This window comes from Embleya sp. NPDC025285, from assembly GCF_055558835.1.
The window spans coordinates 1-16,232 of sequence record NZ_JBVHLU010000023.1; the positions used below are offsets into that span (position 1 = coordinate 1).

The 16,232-nt window shown below is 71.1% G+C and carries 13 protein-coding genes and 2 tRNA genes; 10 read left to right on the forward strand and 5 right to left on the reverse strand.

All coding sequences use genetic code 11. The annotated features are described in order from the left end of the window. Positions 1-112 precede the first annotated feature (112 nt). Together ACZ4FV_RS17540 and ACZ4FV_RS17545 are read right to left on the reverse strand one after the other, a co-directional pair. Positions 113-643, reverse strand: coding sequence for an NUDIX hydrolase (locus tag ACZ4FV_RS17540; protein WP_402230483.1), 531 nt, complete (start codon positions 641-643; stop codon positions 113-115). Next, the gene (locus ACZ4FV_RS17545; protein ID WP_395866268.1) at positions 640-2,100 is read right to left on the reverse strand and encodes a zinc-dependent metalloprotease; all 1,461 of its coding nucleotides are present in this window, start codon (positions 2,098-2,100) and stop codon (positions 640-642) included. Before ACZ4FV_RS17545 ends, ACZ4FV_RS17540 begins: the two co-directional genes overlap by 4 nt. Before the next feature lie 263 nt (positions 2,101-2,363). On the opposite strand from ACZ4FV_RS17545, the gene ACZ4FV_RS17550 reads away from it, so the two are divergent. The 4 genes from ACZ4FV_RS17550 to ACZ4FV_RS17565 all read left to right on the forward strand — a co-directional run bounded on the left by ACZ4FV_RS17550 (position 2,364) and on the right by ACZ4FV_RS17565 (position 5,603). Continuing rightward, positions 2,364-3,566, forward strand: a complete 1,203-nt coding sequence (locus tag ACZ4FV_RS17550; protein ID WP_395866266.1) for an NAD-dependent epimerase/dehydratase family protein — start codon at positions 2,364-2,366, stop codon at positions 3,564-3,566. A 140-nt stretch (positions 3,567-3,706) separates the two neighbouring features. Continuing rightward, positions 3,707-4,129, forward strand: coding sequence for a molybdenum cofactor biosynthesis protein MoaE (locus ACZ4FV_RS17555; RefSeq protein WP_395866264.1), 423 nt, complete (start codon positions 3,707-3,709; stop codon positions 4,127-4,129). Positions 4,130-4,266: 137 nt separating this feature from the next. Beyond that, positions 4,267-4,503 (forward strand): hypothetical protein, encoded by a 237-nt coding sequence (locus ACZ4FV_RS17560; RefSeq protein WP_402230486.1) that lies wholly within the window; start codon positions 4,267-4,269, stop codon positions 4,501-4,503. A 47-nt stretch (positions 4,504-4,550) separates the two neighbouring features. Next, positions 4,551-5,603 carry a YlbL family protein gene (locus tag ACZ4FV_RS17565; RefSeq protein ID WP_395866260.1) on the forward strand — a complete coding sequence of 351 codons (1,053 nt, stop codon included), beginning with the start codon at positions 4,551-4,553 and terminating at the stop codon, positions 5,601-5,603. A gap of 22 nt (positions 5,604-5,625) precedes the next feature. On the opposite strand, the gene ACZ4FV_RS17570 is transcribed toward ACZ4FV_RS17565, so the two are convergent. Next, entirely contained in the window at positions 5,626-6,177 is a 552-nt protein-coding gene (locus ACZ4FV_RS17570) for a PPA1309 family protein (protein ID WP_395866258.1), read from the reverse strand. Between the two features lie 153 nt (positions 6,178-6,330). Between ACZ4FV_RS17570 and ACZ4FV_RS17575 the strand changes: the two genes are divergently transcribed. Together ACZ4FV_RS17575 and ACZ4FV_RS17580 are read left to right on the forward strand one after the other, a co-directional pair. Then, a complete protein-coding gene (locus tag ACZ4FV_RS17575; RefSeq protein WP_395866256.1) occupies positions 6,331-9,360 on the forward strand; it encodes a UPF0182 family membrane protein in 3,030 nt (1,009 codons plus the stop codon). 110 nt (positions 9,361-9,470) lie between these two features. After that, a tRNA-Met gene (locus ACZ4FV_RS17580) sits at positions 9,471-9,544 on the forward strand. Between the two features lie 189 nt (positions 9,545-9,733). Here ACZ4FV_RS17580 and ACZ4FV_RS17585 read toward each other — a convergent pair. After that, positions 9,734-9,928, reverse strand: a complete 195-nt coding sequence (locus ACZ4FV_RS17585; RefSeq protein WP_395866254.1) for a hypothetical protein — start codon at positions 9,926-9,928, stop codon at positions 9,734-9,736. Positions 9,929-10,324: 396 nt separating this feature from the next. Between ACZ4FV_RS17585 and ACZ4FV_RS17590 the strand changes: the two genes are divergently transcribed. The 3 genes from ACZ4FV_RS17590 (at position 10,325) to ACZ4FV_RS17600 (ending at position 14,191) form a co-directional block, all read left to right on the forward strand. Further along, positions 10,325-10,401 (forward strand) — tRNA-Met (locus tag ACZ4FV_RS17590). Positions 10,402-10,541: 140 nt separating this feature from the next. Beyond that, positions 10,542-12,479, forward strand: coding sequence for a tetratricopeptide repeat protein (locus ACZ4FV_RS17595; RefSeq protein ID WP_402230494.1), 1,938 nt, complete (start codon positions 10,542-10,544; stop codon positions 12,477-12,479). A gap of 710 nt (positions 12,480-13,189) precedes the next feature. After that, entirely contained in the window at positions 13,190-14,191 is a 1,002-nt protein-coding gene (locus ACZ4FV_RS17600) for a hypothetical protein (RefSeq protein ID WP_395866250.1), read from the forward strand. Between the two features lie 28 nt (positions 14,192-14,219). Here the strand turns inward: ACZ4FV_RS17600 and ACZ4FV_RS17605 are convergent, their stop codons facing one another. Beyond that, complete coding sequence (locus ACZ4FV_RS17605) at positions 14,220-14,636, reverse strand: Fur family transcriptional regulator (RefSeq protein ID WP_395866248.1); 417 nt, start codon at positions 14,634-14,636, stop codon at positions 14,220-14,222. 122 nt (positions 14,637-14,758) lie between these two features. Between ACZ4FV_RS17605 and ACZ4FV_RS17610 the strand changes: the two genes are divergently transcribed. Further along, entirely contained in the window at positions 14,759-16,216 is a 1,458-nt protein-coding gene (locus ACZ4FV_RS17610) for a catalase (RefSeq protein ID WP_465322867.1), read from the forward strand. Positions 16,217-16,232 lie beyond the last annotated feature (16 nt).

Sequence of the window (16,232 nt, forward strand, 5' to 3'; positions counted from 1 at the left end):
ATCCTCCCCCGCCCCCCCCCCCCCCCCCCCCCCCCCCCCACCCCCCCCCCCCCCCCCCCCCCCCCCCCCCCCCCCCCCCCCCCCCCCCCCCCCCTCGTGGCGCTTGCGCGGCTCAGACCGCCTCGCGGGCCCGGGCCACCAGCGCACGCACCGAGTCGTCCGTGTCGGCGGGCAGCGCGTCGAACGCGAACCAGCGCAGATCCAGCGACTCCTCGCTGATCAGCTCGGTCGCGCCGGGCGGGGCCAGCGCGACGTACTGCACGTCCAGGTGCACCGCGCACGGCGTGTGATGCCGGTCCAGGCCCACCGGCGCACCGCCCGCGAGCAGGGTCAGCCCGGCGATCCCGGACTCCTCGCGCGCCTCGCGCAGCGCCGCGTCGGCCAGCGTGCGGTCCACCGGTTCGCAGTGCCCGCCGGTCTGCAACCACCTGCGGATCTTCGCGTGCAGGGTGAGCAGCACCCGGGCCCGGGCCGCGTCCACGATCACCGCGCTCGCCGTCACGTGCCCGTCCCGACAGGCCTTGAGCATGCCGTCCTCGTGCGCCGCCAAGTGCTCCAGGTACGCCCCGCGCAGTCGGTCCGCACGGTCGTCGGGCGCGTCCCACTTCGACAGCACGTCGACCGCGTCGAGCCGTAGGCTCACGCGCCGGGCCCCTTCTTCCCGTCGTCCTCGCCCGTCGAGTCCTCGCCGCGACCCGGCTCGCCGGCCGGCTTGTCGTCGCCGGCCTGCTCGTCGCCGGGCCGGTCGCCCTCGGGCTTGGTCGACTCCAGCTTGTCCAGGTCCGCGTCCAGCTCGGCGTCCAGGCCGGACAGGTCGAGCTCGGCGTGGTGCACGAAGCCGTCCGGATCGTCCAGGTCGTCGGCGGTCGGCAGCAGGTCGGGGTGCTGCCACACCGCGTCCCGGCCGTCGACGCCGCGCGCGTCCGCGAGCGAGGCCCACAGCCGGGCCGCGTCGCGCAACCGGCGCGGGCGCAGTTCCAGGCCGACCAGGGTGGCGAAGGTCTGCTCGGCCGGACCGCCGGTCGCGCGCCGCCGACGCAGCGTCTCGCGCAGCGCGCCCGCCGAGGGCAGCCGGGGTGCGGCCGCGCTGTGCACGACCGCGTCCACCCAGCCCTCCACGAGCGCCAGCGCCGTCTCCAGACGCGACAGCGCGGTCTTTTGCTCCGGCGTCTCCTCGGGCTCGAACAGACCCTGCGAGAAGGCTTCCTGGAGCGCCTCGGGGTTGCTCGGGTCGATCCGCCCCGCGGCCTCCTCCAGCCTGCTCATGTCCACCTTGATGCCCCGCGCGTACGCCTCGACCGCGCCGAACAGGTGCTGCCGCAGCCACGGCACGTGCGCGAACAGTCGCTGGTGCGCGGCCTCGCGCAGAGCCAGGTACAGCCGCACCTCGTCCTGCGGCACCGACAGGCCCTCACCGAACGCGGTCAGGTTGGCCGGCAACAGCGCGGCCTTGCCCGCGGGCCCGATCGGCAGCCCGATGTCGGTCGAGCCGACCACCTCGCCGGCCAGCGCGCCCAGCGCCTGCCCGACCTGGGCGCCGAACATCGCGCCGCCCATCCCGCGCATCATGCCGAGCAGCGGCCCGGCCATGCTCTGCATCTCCTCGGGCATCATCTCGCCCATGGCCGCGACCACCCGGGTGGCCAGCGGCTCCACCAGCGCGCGCCACTGGGGCAGCGTCGCCTCGATCCACTCGGAGCGGCTCCAGGCGGCCGTGGTGTGCACACCGGAGGGCAGCGAGGTGGCCTCGTCCAGCCACAGCTCGGCCAGCCGCACCGACTCCTCGACCCCCGACCGCTCGACCGCGCCGATCGACGCGTCACCCTGCTGGGCCACGGTCTGCCGGGCGATGTCGCGGGCCAGGTCCCAGTTGACCGGGCCGCCCTCGTAGGACAGCAGCTTGCCCAGTTGCTGGAAGGCCGCGCCCAGGTCGGCCTGGTTCATCTGCCCGAACAGCGCGCCGAACGGGTTGTTCGGGTCACCGCCGGCCGCGCCGAAGCCGAACGGGTCGTTCGGATTCGAGCCGCCGGAACCGCCGCCGGGGCGATCGGGATCGTCGTCGCCCGAGGGCTTGCCGAAGCCGAAGGGGAAGTCAGCCATGGTTGGGCCCCTCTACGTTGTCCAGGTGTGCGGCGCCCTCGGGCCCGACCACTCGATGCTGACTCACGGTTACCTCGTCTCGCTCGGCCGGTCCGCCGTCCCGGTCGGAGGCGACGCCGCGCAAAGGCCGAAACGCGCCTGGCGTGAAGATCACAACAACACCTCCGGCAGGATGGATCGCGGACACTGACAGGAAAGGCAAGCAGTCGCGCGTACCTTTCTTGACGAACCGCTCGTACCAAACTAACCACGGGAGACCGCCAGTGAGTTCCCAGCCCCCACGCGTTCGCTCTGGGCGGAGCGGGCGGGAGAGCACGAGCGATGGCACCGGGACCGATGCCTCGGAGACCGCTCCGGAGCCCATTCCCTCGGCCTCGGACCAGCCCTCGGACAAGAGTGTGCCCCGGGTGCGCCCGGTCATCGCGGTCACCGGTGCCGCGGCCGGCCTCGGTCATCGCGTCGCGTCCCTCCTGGCCGCGAACGACCAGGTCAAACGTCTGATCGCGATCGACGAGCGGCGCGGTGAGATTCCCGGCGCACAGTGGCGGATCATGGACGTCCGCGACCCCGCCCTGGCCGGTCGGCTGGAGGGCGTGGACGTGGTGGTGCACCTCGCGCTCGACATGTCGCTCGACTCCGAACCCCGCGCCCGCGGCGCCCGCAACGTGCGCGGCACCCAGACCGTGCTGACCGCCGCCGCCGCGGCCCGGGTGCCCCGGGTGGTGCTGTGCACCTCGGCGATGGTCTACGGCGCGCTGCCGGACAACGCCGTACCACTGGCCGAGGACGCGCCGCTGCGCGCCACGGCGGACGCGTCGCTGGTCGGCGATCTGCTGGAGATCGAGGAACTGGCCGAGCGCACCCCCCGCGCCCACCCGCACGTCAAGGTCACCGTGGTGCGCCCGGCGACGCTGGTCGGCGGGCCCGAGGCGGACAGCGTGATGACCCGGCACTTCGAGGCGCCGCGCCTGCTGGTGGTCTCCGGCGGGCAGCCGCGCTGGCAGTTCTGCCACCTCGACGACCTGGCCTCCGCGCTGGAGTTCGCCGCGCTGGGCCGGGTCGAGGGTGTGGTCACCGTCGGCTCCGAGGGCTGGCTCGAACAGGAGGAGATCGAGGAACTGTCCGGCATGCGCCGGATGGAGCTGCCCGCGTCCCTGGCCCTGGGCACCGCCGAACGGCTGCACCGGCTGGGCATCACGCCCGCGCCGGCGGGCGACCTCGCGTACACGATGCACGGCTGGGTGGTGCCCTCCGAGCGACTGCGCGCGGCGGGCTGGCGCCCGGTGTGGACCAACGAGGCGGCCTTCGCGGTGCTGCTGGAGGACGTCGACGGGCGGCACGCGCTGGTGGCCCGCCGACTGGGCCGCAAGGACGCCACCACGCTCGGCGCGGCGGGCGCGACCGTGGCTTTGGTGGGCACGGCCGCGATCGTGCGCAAGGTCCGGCGCCGGCGTCGCGGCTTCTGACCTTCGCCGACCCCGCCGTCCACGAGCGGCCCGTCCGCGAGTGCCGGGCGGACGGGCCCGGCACCCGCGGACGACGCGCACACGTGCACGAGGGGACCGGGATGATCGCGCTCGACCGGTCGCGCGCGATACTGCCCGGTATGGACGTCATCCGCATCGCCGAGATCCGCGACACGCCGTTGTCCGTCGACGAGGTTTTTGCCGCGCTCGGCGACCCGTCGGCCGGTGGCACGAGCCTGTTCGTCGGTACGGTCCGTAACGCCGACAGTGGACGCTCGGTCACCGCGCTGGAGTACTCCGCGCACCCCTCGGCCCAGGCCGAGCTGCGTCGGGTGATGGAGAAGATCGCCGCCGACCTGCCGGTGCGCGCGATGGCCGCGGTGCACCGGGTCGGCCGGCTGGAGATCGGCGACCTCGCGGTCGTGGTCGGCGTCTCCTGCCCGCATCGCGCGGAGGCGTTCACCGCGTGCCGGCGGCTGATCGACGAGCTCAAGCACGAGGTGCCGATCTGGAAGCTCCAGCACTTCGTGGACGGCGACTCGGACTGGGTCGGCGCCTGCTGAACCCGGCCCGGGAACCCACTCCGATCCCACCCGTCCCCGAGGTCACACCCACCTCGGAGCAGCGGAAATGCACCATCTCCACCACATACATATGATTTAAGCCGTCACCCTCCCCCCTCCTGTGGACGGAGTACGTCATGGCGTCTGTCGCGTGGTGGTGGGCAATTCCGGGGGTCGCGCTCGTGCTCGCGGTCTGCTGGGCGGCGTGGACCTGTCGGTCCTTCCGGACGCCGAGCATGCACGACTCGATGTCCGACTTCGCGGAATGGAGCGCGGCCCTGGACCGGGTCCGCACGGCGACCCCGGTGCAATCCGAACCCACCCCCGACGACGTCGCCGGACCGGCCCCGGAACCGGGCTGCGAAACCCCGTGACGGCCCGGGCCACACCGGGAAAACCCGGGTGCCGTAGGGTCGGGCGCATGTCGCGCCGCACCGCCACACTGGTCGTCTCGGGGCTGTTGCTGCTGGCCCTGGCCTGCGCCGTCCTGTTCGCGCCGGTGCCCTACGCCGAGCTGAGCCCCGGGCCCACGTACAACACGCTCGGTGACGAAGGCGGCAAGCCGGTCATCGAGATCTCGGGCCACGAGACGTATCCCACCAGCGGCCACCTGAACATGACCACGGTGTCGGTGACCAACAAGTCCTACGACATGCCGCTGCTCGACGCGCTCGCCGGCTGGGTCAAGGGCGACTCGGACGTCGTGCTCAAGAAGTCGCTGTACCCCGACGACAAGTCCGCGGCCGAGGTCGAGCGGGAGAACGCCGAGGAGTTCAGCTCGTCGCAGGAGCACGCCAAGGTCGCGGCGTTCGCGGCGCTGAACATCCCGATCGAGAAGCAGGTGATCGTGTCCACGGTGGCCAAGGACGCGCCCGCGCTCGGCAAGCTGCACGCCGGCGACATCATCCTGGCCGTGGACGGGACGCCGATCGGCAAGCCCGAGGATGTCGCCGCGGCGATCACCAGGCACCAGGCCGGCGAGAGCGTCACGCTCACCGTGGACCCCGCGGACGCCCGGGGCACCCGGCGCGACGTGCAGGTGGTGACCCGCAAGGCCGAGGACGACGGTCGGGCCCTGGTCGGCATCACGCCGGGCATCCTGCCCAAGTTCCCGTTCAAGGTGGAGATCCACCTCGAGGACGTCGGCGGCCCGAGCGCGGGGATGATGTTCGCGCTCGGCATCGTGGACAAGCTCAGCCCCGGCGACCTGACCGGCGGCAAGTTCGTGGCCGGCACCGGCACCATCGACGACGCGGGCAAGGTCGGCGCGATCGGCGGCATCCAGATGAAGACCATCGGGGCCCGCCGGCAGGGCGCGAAGTACTTCCTGACGCCCAAGGCCAACTGCACCGCCGCCGCGCAGACCAAGCCGGGCGGGCTGACCCTGATCCAGGTGGAGACCCTGGACGACGCGCTCAAGGCCCTGGAGACGATCCGCACCGGCCAGGGCACGCTGACGGAATGTCATGCGTGACCGGTGCGGACCCCCTCGGGGACTATCGGTCCTCGTCCTCGTCTCCCTCGCCGAACGTGGCCAGCAGCGCCTCGGCCAGCCCCGGCACCAGATCCGCGCCGGAGAGCACCTCGGAGTCGTCGTCCTTGTCCCGCAGCCGAACCGCCGACTCGCGCGATCCGTCGCGCAGCACGCCGACCGCGAGCCGCACCTCCTGCCGCTGCGGGTGCGACGCCACCCACTCGTGGATCTCCCGATCGCTGCCCACCGCGGGCATGGTCGCCTCGGCGGACGGCGGCAACATCAGCCGCTCGACCACCAGCGCGCAGCCGAGCACCGCGTCCGGCCACGCGATACTGGCCAGGAACTCGTCGATCGCGACGTTCTCGGGGACTTCCTCCTGCTCGATCGGAGTAAGGGTGTCGATGGGCGCGTCACGGTCGGCGGACAAGCCGAGCTGTGCGGCGAGGTCGGGTTCGGTACGGGCCAATTCCGCGGTGTCCACGAGCGCGTAGAGGCGGGCCTGCTGGTCCCAGCCGTACGCCGCCACGTGGCGTTCGATCTCGACGAGGGCCTGGGTGAGTGCAACGGTCATGACCCCATCTTCCCGTCTTCGCCCCACGGCGGATCACGAGCCTGTATCGGCCGTGTCTGTGGGGAACCACGTCCTGTCTCGGTAAGTTGACCCATCGAGCGCCGACCGGGCGCGTCCAGGTAATGATCGAGGTGCGCACCCTTGGTTTTTCAGATGCCCGAACGAGGCGGCTCAGGTGGCCGTCGGATCAGAATGGGAGCTCCGTCCCGCAGGTCCAGAACCCTGCTCCTGACGCTGGCGATCCTCGTGGTGATCGTTGTCGCATGGGTGCTGTTCGCGAATTTCTGGACGGATTGGCTCTGGTACAAGTCGGTCGGCTACGGAAACGTATTCACGACCAAGCTGTGGACGCGCATCGGGTTGTTCCTGGTGTTCGGTCTGCTCATGGCCGGGGCCGTCGGCGCCAACGTGTATGTCGCCTATCGACTGCGCCCGGCCTTTCGCGGGATGTCGCTGGAGCAACAGAGTCTCGACCGATACCGGTCGGCCATCACCCCGTTCCGCACGTGGTTGCTGATCGGCCTGTCGGTCATCATCGGCATCATCGCCGGCACGTCGGCGTCGGGACAGTGGAAGACGTGGCTCCAGTTCGTGAACGGGGTCTCGTTCGGGACCAAGGACCCGCAGTTCCACAAGGACGTCTCGTTCTACGCGTTCGACCTGCCGTTCTATCGGTTCCTGATCAATTTCGCGTTCGTCGCGGTCGTCGTCGGCCTCGTCCTCGCGGTGATCACGCACTACCTCTACGGCGGACTTCGGGTGCAGAGCCCGGGGTCGCGGGCGACACCGGCCGCGCAGGCGCATCTTTCGCTGCTGCTCGGCCTTTTCGTGCTGTTCAAGGCCGTCGCGTACTGGCTCGACCGCTATTCGCTCGCGGTCTCGTCCGGTGATTTCAAGCAGGCCTCGCAATTCACCGGCCTGCGGTACACCGACGCGCACGCGGTATTGCCGGCCAAGACGATCCTGTTCATCGTCGCGCTGATCTGCGCGACGCTGTTCTTCGTCAACGTCTTCCGCCGCACGTGGGCGCTGCCGATCATCGGCTTCGGCCTGATGGTGCTCTCCGCCGTGCTCATCGGCGGGCTGTACCCGGCCATCGTCGAGCGCTTCCAGGTCAAGCCGAACCAGCAGGCCAAGGAAGCCAAGTACATCGAGCGCAACATCCAGGCGACGCGCGACGCGTACGGCATCGACAAGGTGGAGCCGGAGCGGTACGACGGCAACGTCGAGGCCAAGCCCGAGCTCAAGGACCAGGCCGCGAACACGGCCAGCATCCGCCTGCTCGACCCGAACATCGTCTCGCCGACGTTCAATCAGATGCAGCAGCTGCGGCAGTACTACGGCTTCCAGACCACGCTCGACGTCGACCGCTACATGATCGACGGCAAGATGCAGGACACCGTGATCGCGCTGCGCGAGCTCAACCCGAAGGGTGGTCAGAGCCACAACTGGGTCAACGACCACACCAAGTACACCCACGGCTACGGCGTCGTCGCGGCCGAGGGCACCCGGGTGGACCGCGAGGGCAAGCCCGTCTACATCGAGGGCAACATCCGTACGGACGCGCAGGAGGCGGAGACGCCCAGCCCGCTCGGTCCGTACCAGCCGCGGATCTACTTCGGCGAGTCGACCACCGAGTACTCGATCGTGGGCGCGCCGAAGAACACCACGCCGACGGAGGTGGACTACCCGACCGACACCGCGTCCGGCCAGGCCACCTACACGTACAACGGCAAGGGCGGCGTCCCGATCGGCGGCATGTTCAACAAGCTGCTGTACGCGACGAAGTTCCAGGAGGGCAACATCCTGCTCTCCGACACGATCAACAAGGATTCCCGGATCCTGTACAACCGCACGCCCAAGGAGCGGGTCGAGGCGGTCGCGCCGTGGCTGACCATCGACGGTGACCCGTACCCGGCGGTGATAGACGGCAAGGTGCAGTGGATCGTCGACGCGTACACGACCAGCAACGGTTATCCGTACGCGACCCGCACCACGCTGGGCGACGCCACCGCGGACTCGCTGAACGCGGAGGACCGGGCCCGGGGGGCGGTCGGCAACACCGGCAACGTCAACTACATCCGCAACTCGGTGAAGGCGACGGTCGACTCGTACGACGGCTCGGTCAAGCTCTACCAGTGGGACGAGAAGGACCCGGTCCTGAAGACCTGGATGAAGGCCTTCCCGAACACGATCAAGAAGAAGAACACGATCCCGCCCACCCTGATGGAGCACCTGCGCTACCCGCAGGACCTGTTCAAGGTGCAGCGCGATCTGCTCACCCGGTACCACGTGACCGACCCGCGCACGTTCTTCAACGGCTCCGACTTCTGGAAGGTCCCCAAGGACCCGACGGGCCGGGTGCCGGGCTCGGGCGACCAGCCGCCGTACTACCTGTCGATGAAGATGCCGTCCGCGACGCCGGGCGGTGCGCCCGACGCGCAGCAGTCGTTCCAGTTGACCAGCACGTTCGTGCCGAAGGAACGGCAGAACCTGGCGGCCTTCATGGCGGTGAACTCCGAACCGGGGTCACCGGGCTACGGGAAGATCAGACTCCTGAGTCTGCCGCCGAACACGGCGATCCTGGGTCCGGATCAGATGCAGAACCAGTTCAAGTCGAACGCCGCGGTCGCCCAGGTGATCAACATCCTGCAGCGCGGTGACTCGGTGGTGGTCTACGGCAACCTGCTGAGCCTGCCCGTGGGCGGCGGCATGTTGTACGTGGAGCCGGTGTACGTCCAGGCGAACGCCGCCGGGTCGTATCCGGTGCTGCAGAAGGTGCTGGTCTCCTACGGCGGCAGCATCGCCTTCGAGGACACGCTGGATCAGGCCCTGAGCAAGGTGTTCAGCGGTTCGCCGACCACGACGGTGCCACCGACCGACACCGGTACGCCGCCGTCCACCGGCACCCCGCCGGGCACCGGCACCACGCCGCCGCCGACGACCGAGAACCCGACGGTCAAGCAGGCGCTGGAGGAGGCCAACCAGGCACTCAAGGACGCGGACGCGGCCATGAAGGCCGGTGACTTCGCCAAGTACGGCGAGGCGCAGAAGCGGCTCCAGGCCGCCGTGAACAAGGCCATCGCGGCCGAGCAGGCGGCGCAGCCACCGGCGGGCACCCCGCCGGCGTCGACGCCGCCCGCGAGCGGGACGCCACCGGCCTCCACGGCGCCCAAGCCGTGACCACCGGTGCGTGACGCGTGACGCAGGCCCGTCCTCCTCGGGGGGCGGGCCCGTCGCGTTATCGATTTGGTGTGCGGCCTCGGGTCACGTAAGCTCAAGGCACAACACATCGCGGGGTGGAGCAGTTCGGTAGCTCGCTGGGCTCATAACCCAGAGGTCGCAGGTTCAAATCCTGTCCCCGCTACTTGGTGAAACGTGAGAGGCCCGGTTCCCTGGGGAACCGGGCCTCTCACTCTTTTGTGCTGTGAGTCACGTGTCCTGCCGCGTTGCTCGATGTCCGCCGGCAGGATCGGTCGGGTCGGCCGCGATCCGGTTCGGGGCATGACCCGACTCGGAGAGTCGGGCGGAGGCGCACGGACCTGAGGGTGTCGGACTAGAGCGCGATCTGGCGGCGGCGCTTGGCGCGCAGCGGAGCCATCAACGTCACGCGTGCCAGCCGATGGGTGCCGCGCTGATCGTTGCGCGGAGCCAGGCTCTGGATGATGGCGGCCGATTCGAGGCTGTTCGCCGTCTCCTGCGTCGTGGCATGGCCGATGAGGGCGAGGTGCCGCTCGAGGCGCTCGCCCACGCCGCTTCGGCCTACGTCCATCGGCGGAACCGGGACTCGGCGCGGCATGCTCGGATGGTCCAATCCTGATATGACCACGACGCAGACCGTACCCCATCGGGGGGACGCCATGACGGCTTCCGGCCCCATGTCGAGACCCGATCGTGTTTCGGATTGGCCGGCAACCCGGTTGTGGCGCAATCGAACTCCTGGGCAACCAGGGGTAATTGCCGCCAAAGGGGAAGTGCGTGGGGCGCGCCGCGGGTGCGCGCATGTTCACCCCATGGTCTGAATCCGGCCGCTCTCCCGGCGGACACGCCGATGCGCGCGGGGCGAGGGCGCCGTGTCGGGCGCCCGGGGCGGCCTCGGAGCGGATTTGCCTGCCCCGGGGCGCTGTCGTACAGTTGGGTCTACCGACGCGGGGTGGAGCAGCTCGGTAGCTCGCTGGGCTCATAACCCAGAGGTCGCAGGTTCAAATCCTGTCCCCGCTACCACATCGAAGGGCCCGGTCTCACGACCGGGCCCTTCGTGCGTGCGCCGACAAGGTGTGTTCCGCCACAATTCGGTCCGAGTCGGGTGGGTCGTTGCCGAATCGCGACTGCATGGATGTGGCCCGAGATGCCACGATGGACTCATGGGGGCGTGGAAGGGACATCGCGGACGGCGGGGGGAGCACCCACCGCCGGATCCGGACGTCTTCGAAGCGGTGCCGGAGGGCCCCGACACCGTGGTCCTGGACCGCGGTCGGGCCGCTGCCGCGACCGCTCCCGCACATCCCGACGACTACGCGGTCCTGGTTCCGTTCCGACCGCGCCGGCGTAGTCCCGGCGGCAGCGTCGAGGGGCAGGAGGCGCTGGATCGACACGAGTCGGCCGAACTCGAGCGACGCTATCGCGAGCGGGCCGGCCGCAGCCCCTCCGCCGCGAACACCCTCGCGCTGATGTTGCTCGAGCGGGGCGAACAGGACGAGGCCGCCGAGTTGTTGCGCCGGGCCGCCGAGGCGGGACACCGGGGCGCGGCGACCAACCTCGGCGTGTTGATGCACCGTCAGGGGCGGGATGACGCGGCGTCGTTGTGGTGGCACCGGGCGGCCGAGGCGGGCAGCCGGATCGCGGCGTTCTCGCTCGGCGCGCTGCTGCTGGATCAGGCCGACGCGGCGCGGGCGGGTGCCGGCGCGGGCGGGGGCGCGGGTGTGGGCGAGTACCACGATCTGTCCGGGCAGGGCGTCTATTGGCTGCGCAACGCGGCCGAGTCGGGGCATGTGCGGGCCGCGCTCACGCTGGGCGAGTTCTTCGAGCTGACCGGGCGGGCCGGGGCCGAGCGGTGGTATCGCCGGGCGGCCGAGGCGGGGCATCCCGAGGCGGCCTATCGGCTCGGCCGGATGGGGCAGGAGCGCGACGACGAGCGCGCGGCGTCGACGTGGTTCCTGCGCGCGGCCTCGTGCGGCCATGTGCGGGCCGCGGTGCGGCTGGCGACCTCGCTGGAGCGCGCGGGGGACACCGCCGAGGCGATTGGGTGGTACCGGCTCGCCGCCGAGGAGGGCGATGCCGAGGGCGCCCGGGCGCTCGGGTTCCTGTTGCAGGACTCGGGCGACGTCGAGGGCGCGGTGCGGTGGTGGCAGGTCGCCGCGGAGTCCGGCGACGGTACGGCGGCCAACGCGCTCGGCGCGTGGTTCGCCGCCGGTGGGCGCGCCGGTGAGGCGGCCCGGTGGTACGAGCGGGCCGCGGCGGCGGGTGAGTGCAACGGGGCCTTCAACCTGGGCCTGTTGCACGCCGAGCACGAGGATGTGGCGGGCGCCGAGCGCTGGTTCCGGATGGCCGCGTACGCCGGGCACGGGGACGCGGCCAACGCGCTGGCCGGGCTGCTGCTGGAGCGCGGGGACGACGAGGAGGCGCGGATATGGTTCGCGCGGGCCGCCGAGGCGGGCAGCGTGGACGGCTCGTACAACCTGGGCATCCTGCACTCGCGCAACGGTCTCGACGACGCCGCCGAGACGTGCTGGCAGCGGGCGGCGGAGGCCGGACACGCGGACGCGGCGCTCCAGTTGGGGCTGTTGCTGGAGCGTCGTGGCGATGCCGAGGGGGCGGCGCGCGCGTATGAGACGGCGGCGCGGGCGGATCGGCCGACGGCGGCGTTTCGGCTCGGTGCGATGCTCGCGGACGCGGGGGCGGGAGAGCAGGCGGAGCGCTGGTACGGGGTGGCCGCGGACGCGGGGCACGTGACGGCGGCGCTGCGCTGCGGGGTGCTGTGTGCGCGACGCGGCGAGGACAAGTCGGCGGCGCGGCGGTTCAAGGTCGCGGCCGAGGCGGGCAGTGTCTCGGGCGCGTGGAACCTGGCGCTGCTGCACCTGCGGCACGGGGACCCGGAGGGCGCGGAGCCGTGGCTGACGGTGGCGGCGCGCGGAGGGCACGGGCGGGCGGCGTTGCGGCTGGTGGTGTTGGCGCTGCGGCGTGGGGATCTGGCCGACGCGGAGCACTGGTGTGGGCCAGCGGTGGAGCACGGTCCCGCGGAGGTCGCGGCGAAGGCGCAGCGGCTGCTCGACGCGTTTCGTGCGGAGTCGCTGGCGAGTTGAGGTTGGCTCCGCGACGCGGTTCGGTGTTGCGCGGCTTTGGTGTCCTCAAGCGCCGGACGGGCTGATTTTGGTGCGCTCGGGTGGGTCGGCTGCGGGTGGGTGTTGGGCGGATTTGGGGTCCTCAAGCGCCGGACGGGCTGGATGTGCTGCGGTCGGGGTGGGTTGCCGTGCTGGGTGTTGCCGGGTCGGGTGTCCTCAGGCGCCGGACGGGCTGATTTTGGTGCGGTTGGGTGGGTTGGCTGCGGGTGGGTGTTGGGCGGATTTGGGGTCCTCAAGCGCCGGACGGGCTGGATGTGGTGCGGTTGGGTGGGTTGGCTGCGGGCGGGTGTTGGGCGGCTTTGGGGTCCTCAAGCGCCGGACGGGCTGATTTTGCGGTCGGGTGGGGTGGTGGGGTCGGGGGTTCTCAGGCGCCGGACGGGCTGATTTGGTGTGGTCGGGTGGGTTGGCTGCGGGTGGGTGTTGGGCGTATTTGGTGTCTTCGAGCGCCGGGTTGGCTGGGCGGGCTCGGTGTTGTGGTGGTTGAGGGTTCTTGGGTGTCGGGTGGGGTGGATCCGGTGGGGCGGTGGGTTGTCGGGGGTGGGGGTGTGGTGGGCTGAGGGATGGACGGGAGGCGGGTTATGGGGCGTGGGCGGTTGTGGCGGGGCCGGGGGGTCGGGGACGCGGGGATTGTTGTGGGGGAGTGGCCCGGGGGTGGCGGGCCGGCGGAGTTGGTGGCGTATTTGCGGGGGGTGGCGCTGACGGGGGACGGGGACCTGGACGCGGTGGTGGCGCGGGTGGTCGGGTTGTCCGCAGGCACCCTCGTGCGGGTGGATCGGGCCGCTCGCCCGAGGTCGGCGGTGGGGGTGCTCGGCGGATTGGGGCCGGCCCGGGTGTTGTTGCGTACGCGTCCGCATCCGTTGGTGGCCGCGGTGTCGAGCATGGACGAGAACGGTGGGCTGCGCGAGGAGGCGGTGGTTCGGCTGGCGGCCGAGCCAGGGCCGTTGGCCGCGGTCTTCCTGGCGTTGCGCACCGACGACTGGGTGGACTCGGTGCGCGATCGGGCGTTGGCCGCGCTGCGCTGGCACGACGAGCCGGACGAGGTGCGGGCGGTGGTGCCCGTGCTCGACGCCCTCAGCGGGCGGGCCCGGTCCAAGGGTGTGCTGGACGCCTATCGCCAGGCGCTGCTCGCACATCCGCGTCAGGACGCCGTGGGGCGTGCGTTGGCCGCCGAGAAGGAGCCCAGCGTGCGTCGCCTGGGGGTCGAACTCCTGGACGAGGCGGCCCTGTTGGCGATCGCGCTGCGGGACGCGGACCACGCGTGCCGGACCGCCGCCGGGCATGCGCTGCTGGCCCGCCTGCGCGGTCGGGACCGGCATCACGTCGCGTTGCGGCTGCTGCGGGTGCCCGACCCGCGGGTGCGTGAGCGGGCGGTCGAGGTACTGCCGGCCGGGACGGAACCGGCCGCGCTCGCGGGCGCCCTGGCGGATCGTTCGCCCAAGGTGCGTGACGCCGCGCGGCGCAGACTGCGGGCCGGGGGTACCGATCCGGCCGCCGCCTACCGGGACTTCCTGCGCGCCCAGGCGTCGCCGGGGATGTTGCTCGGTCTCGCCGAGTGCGGCGGCGACGAGGACCTGGACATCCTGCACGCGCACCTGGACGCGGAGCGGTCCGCGCTGCGCCGGGCGGCCCGGGCCGGCGCGGTCCACCTGGTCCGGCGGACCGCGTCCCCCTGACCCGTGCCCCGGCGCGGGTGTTGCCACTTCAGGGGCGCTTGCAGTCCGGGCAGATGCCGCGGAAGGTGATCTCGGCGCCGGAGATGTCGAAGCCGAAGCGCTCCGCCTCGGGGAGGCCGGCGACCGGGTCGCAGTCCGGGTGCACATCGCGGATCGTCCCGCACGCGCCGCACACCAGATGCTGGTGCGCGGTGTGGGCGTTGGGGTCGTACCGCTTCGCGCGTTTGTCGGTGCCCACCTCCAGCACTTCGCCGAGCAGGACGAGTTCGCCCAGCGTGTTGTAGACGGTCGCCCGGCTGATCTCCGGCAGCCGTTCGCCGGCCCGCGCGTGCACCTCGTCGGCGGTCAGATGCACGTGGTCCCCGTTCAGGACCTCGGCCACCACACGACGTTGCGCGGTCAGGCGCCATCCCCGCGCGCGCAGTCGCTCCAGAAGGTCGCTCATGGGAACGAAGATACACGTCCATGATTGGAACTGGTCTAAATACTATTCTGGACAAAGTCCAAACTTGGCTCTAGGTTGGGCGTCGGATCACAGCACGAGCAACGCCAGGGGAGACGCAGACCATGTCGCAGCAGCCGAACACGCTGACCACCGAATCCGGCGCACCGGTGGCCGACAACCAGAACAGCCAGGCCGCGGGCCCCGGCGGGCCGTTGTTGCTCCAGGACCAGTACCTGATCGAGAAGTTGGCCCGGTTCAACCGCGAGCGCATCCCGGAGCGCGTGGTGCACGCGCGGGGCTCGGGCGCCTTCGGCCACTTCGAGGTCACCGCGGACGTGTCCCGGTTCACCCGGGCGCACTTCCTCGCCGAACCGGGCCGTCGTACCGAGGTGTTCGCCCGCTTCTCCACCGTCGCCGGCAACCTCGGCTCGGCGGACGCGGTGCGCGATCCGCGTGGGTTCGCGGTGAAGTTCTACACCGAGGAGGGCAATTACGACCTCGTCGGCAACAACACCCCGATCTTCTTCATCAAGGACCCGCTGAAGTTCCCGGACTTCATCCACACCCAGAAGCGCGACCCGTACACCGGCAGCCAGGAGGCGGACAACGTCTGGGACTTCTGGTCGCATTCGCCCGAGGCCATCCACCAGGTCACGTGGCTGTTCGGCGACCGAGGCATCCCCGCGTCGTACCGGCACATGGACGGCTTCTCCTCGCACACCTACCAGTGGGTCAACGCCGAGGGCGCGGCGTTCTGGGTGAAGTACCACTTCAAGACCGACCAGGGCATCAGGAACCTGACCGTCGAGGCCGCCGCCGCGCTCGCGGGTGCCGACGCCGACTCGCACCAGCGCGACCTGCTCAACGCGATCGACGCCGGCGTCGCACCGTCGTGGACGCTGAAGGTGCAGATCATGCCGGTCGCGGAGGCCGCGACCTACCGGTTCAACCCGTTCGACCTGACCAAGGTGTGGCCGCACGCCGACTACCCGCTGATCGAGGTCGGTCGGCTCGTTCTGGACCGCAATCCGGAGAACGTGTTCGCCGACGTCGAGCAGGCGGCGTTCAACCCGGCCAATTTCGTGCCGGGGATCGGCCCCAGCCCGGACAAGATGCTCCAGGGCCGGCTGTTCGCCTACGCGGACGCGCACCGCTACCGGGTGGGCGTCAACCACACCCAGCTCCCGGTCAACGCGCCGCACGCGACGGTCGCCCGCAACCACGGGCGGGACGGGCAGATGGCGACCAACCCCGGTGGTCGGGCCAAGAACTACGAGCCGAACAGCTTCGGCGGCCCGTACGAGAGCGGTGTGCCGCTGTGGGCGCCGACCGGGGTGGCCGGCGCGACCGGAACCCACGAGGCCCCGGCGCACGCCCAGGATGACGACTACGTGCAGGCGGGCGACCTGTATCGGCTGATGTCGGCGGACGAGCAGGCCCGCCTGGTGGCCAACATCTCCGGCTTCCTGGCGCAGGTCTCGCGAGAGGACATCATCGACCGCGTCGTCGGCCACTTCCGGGCCGCCGACCAGGCCTACGGCGATCGGATCGCGGCTGCCGTGAAGGACCTGCGCGCCTGATCGCCCCCCGGAACCG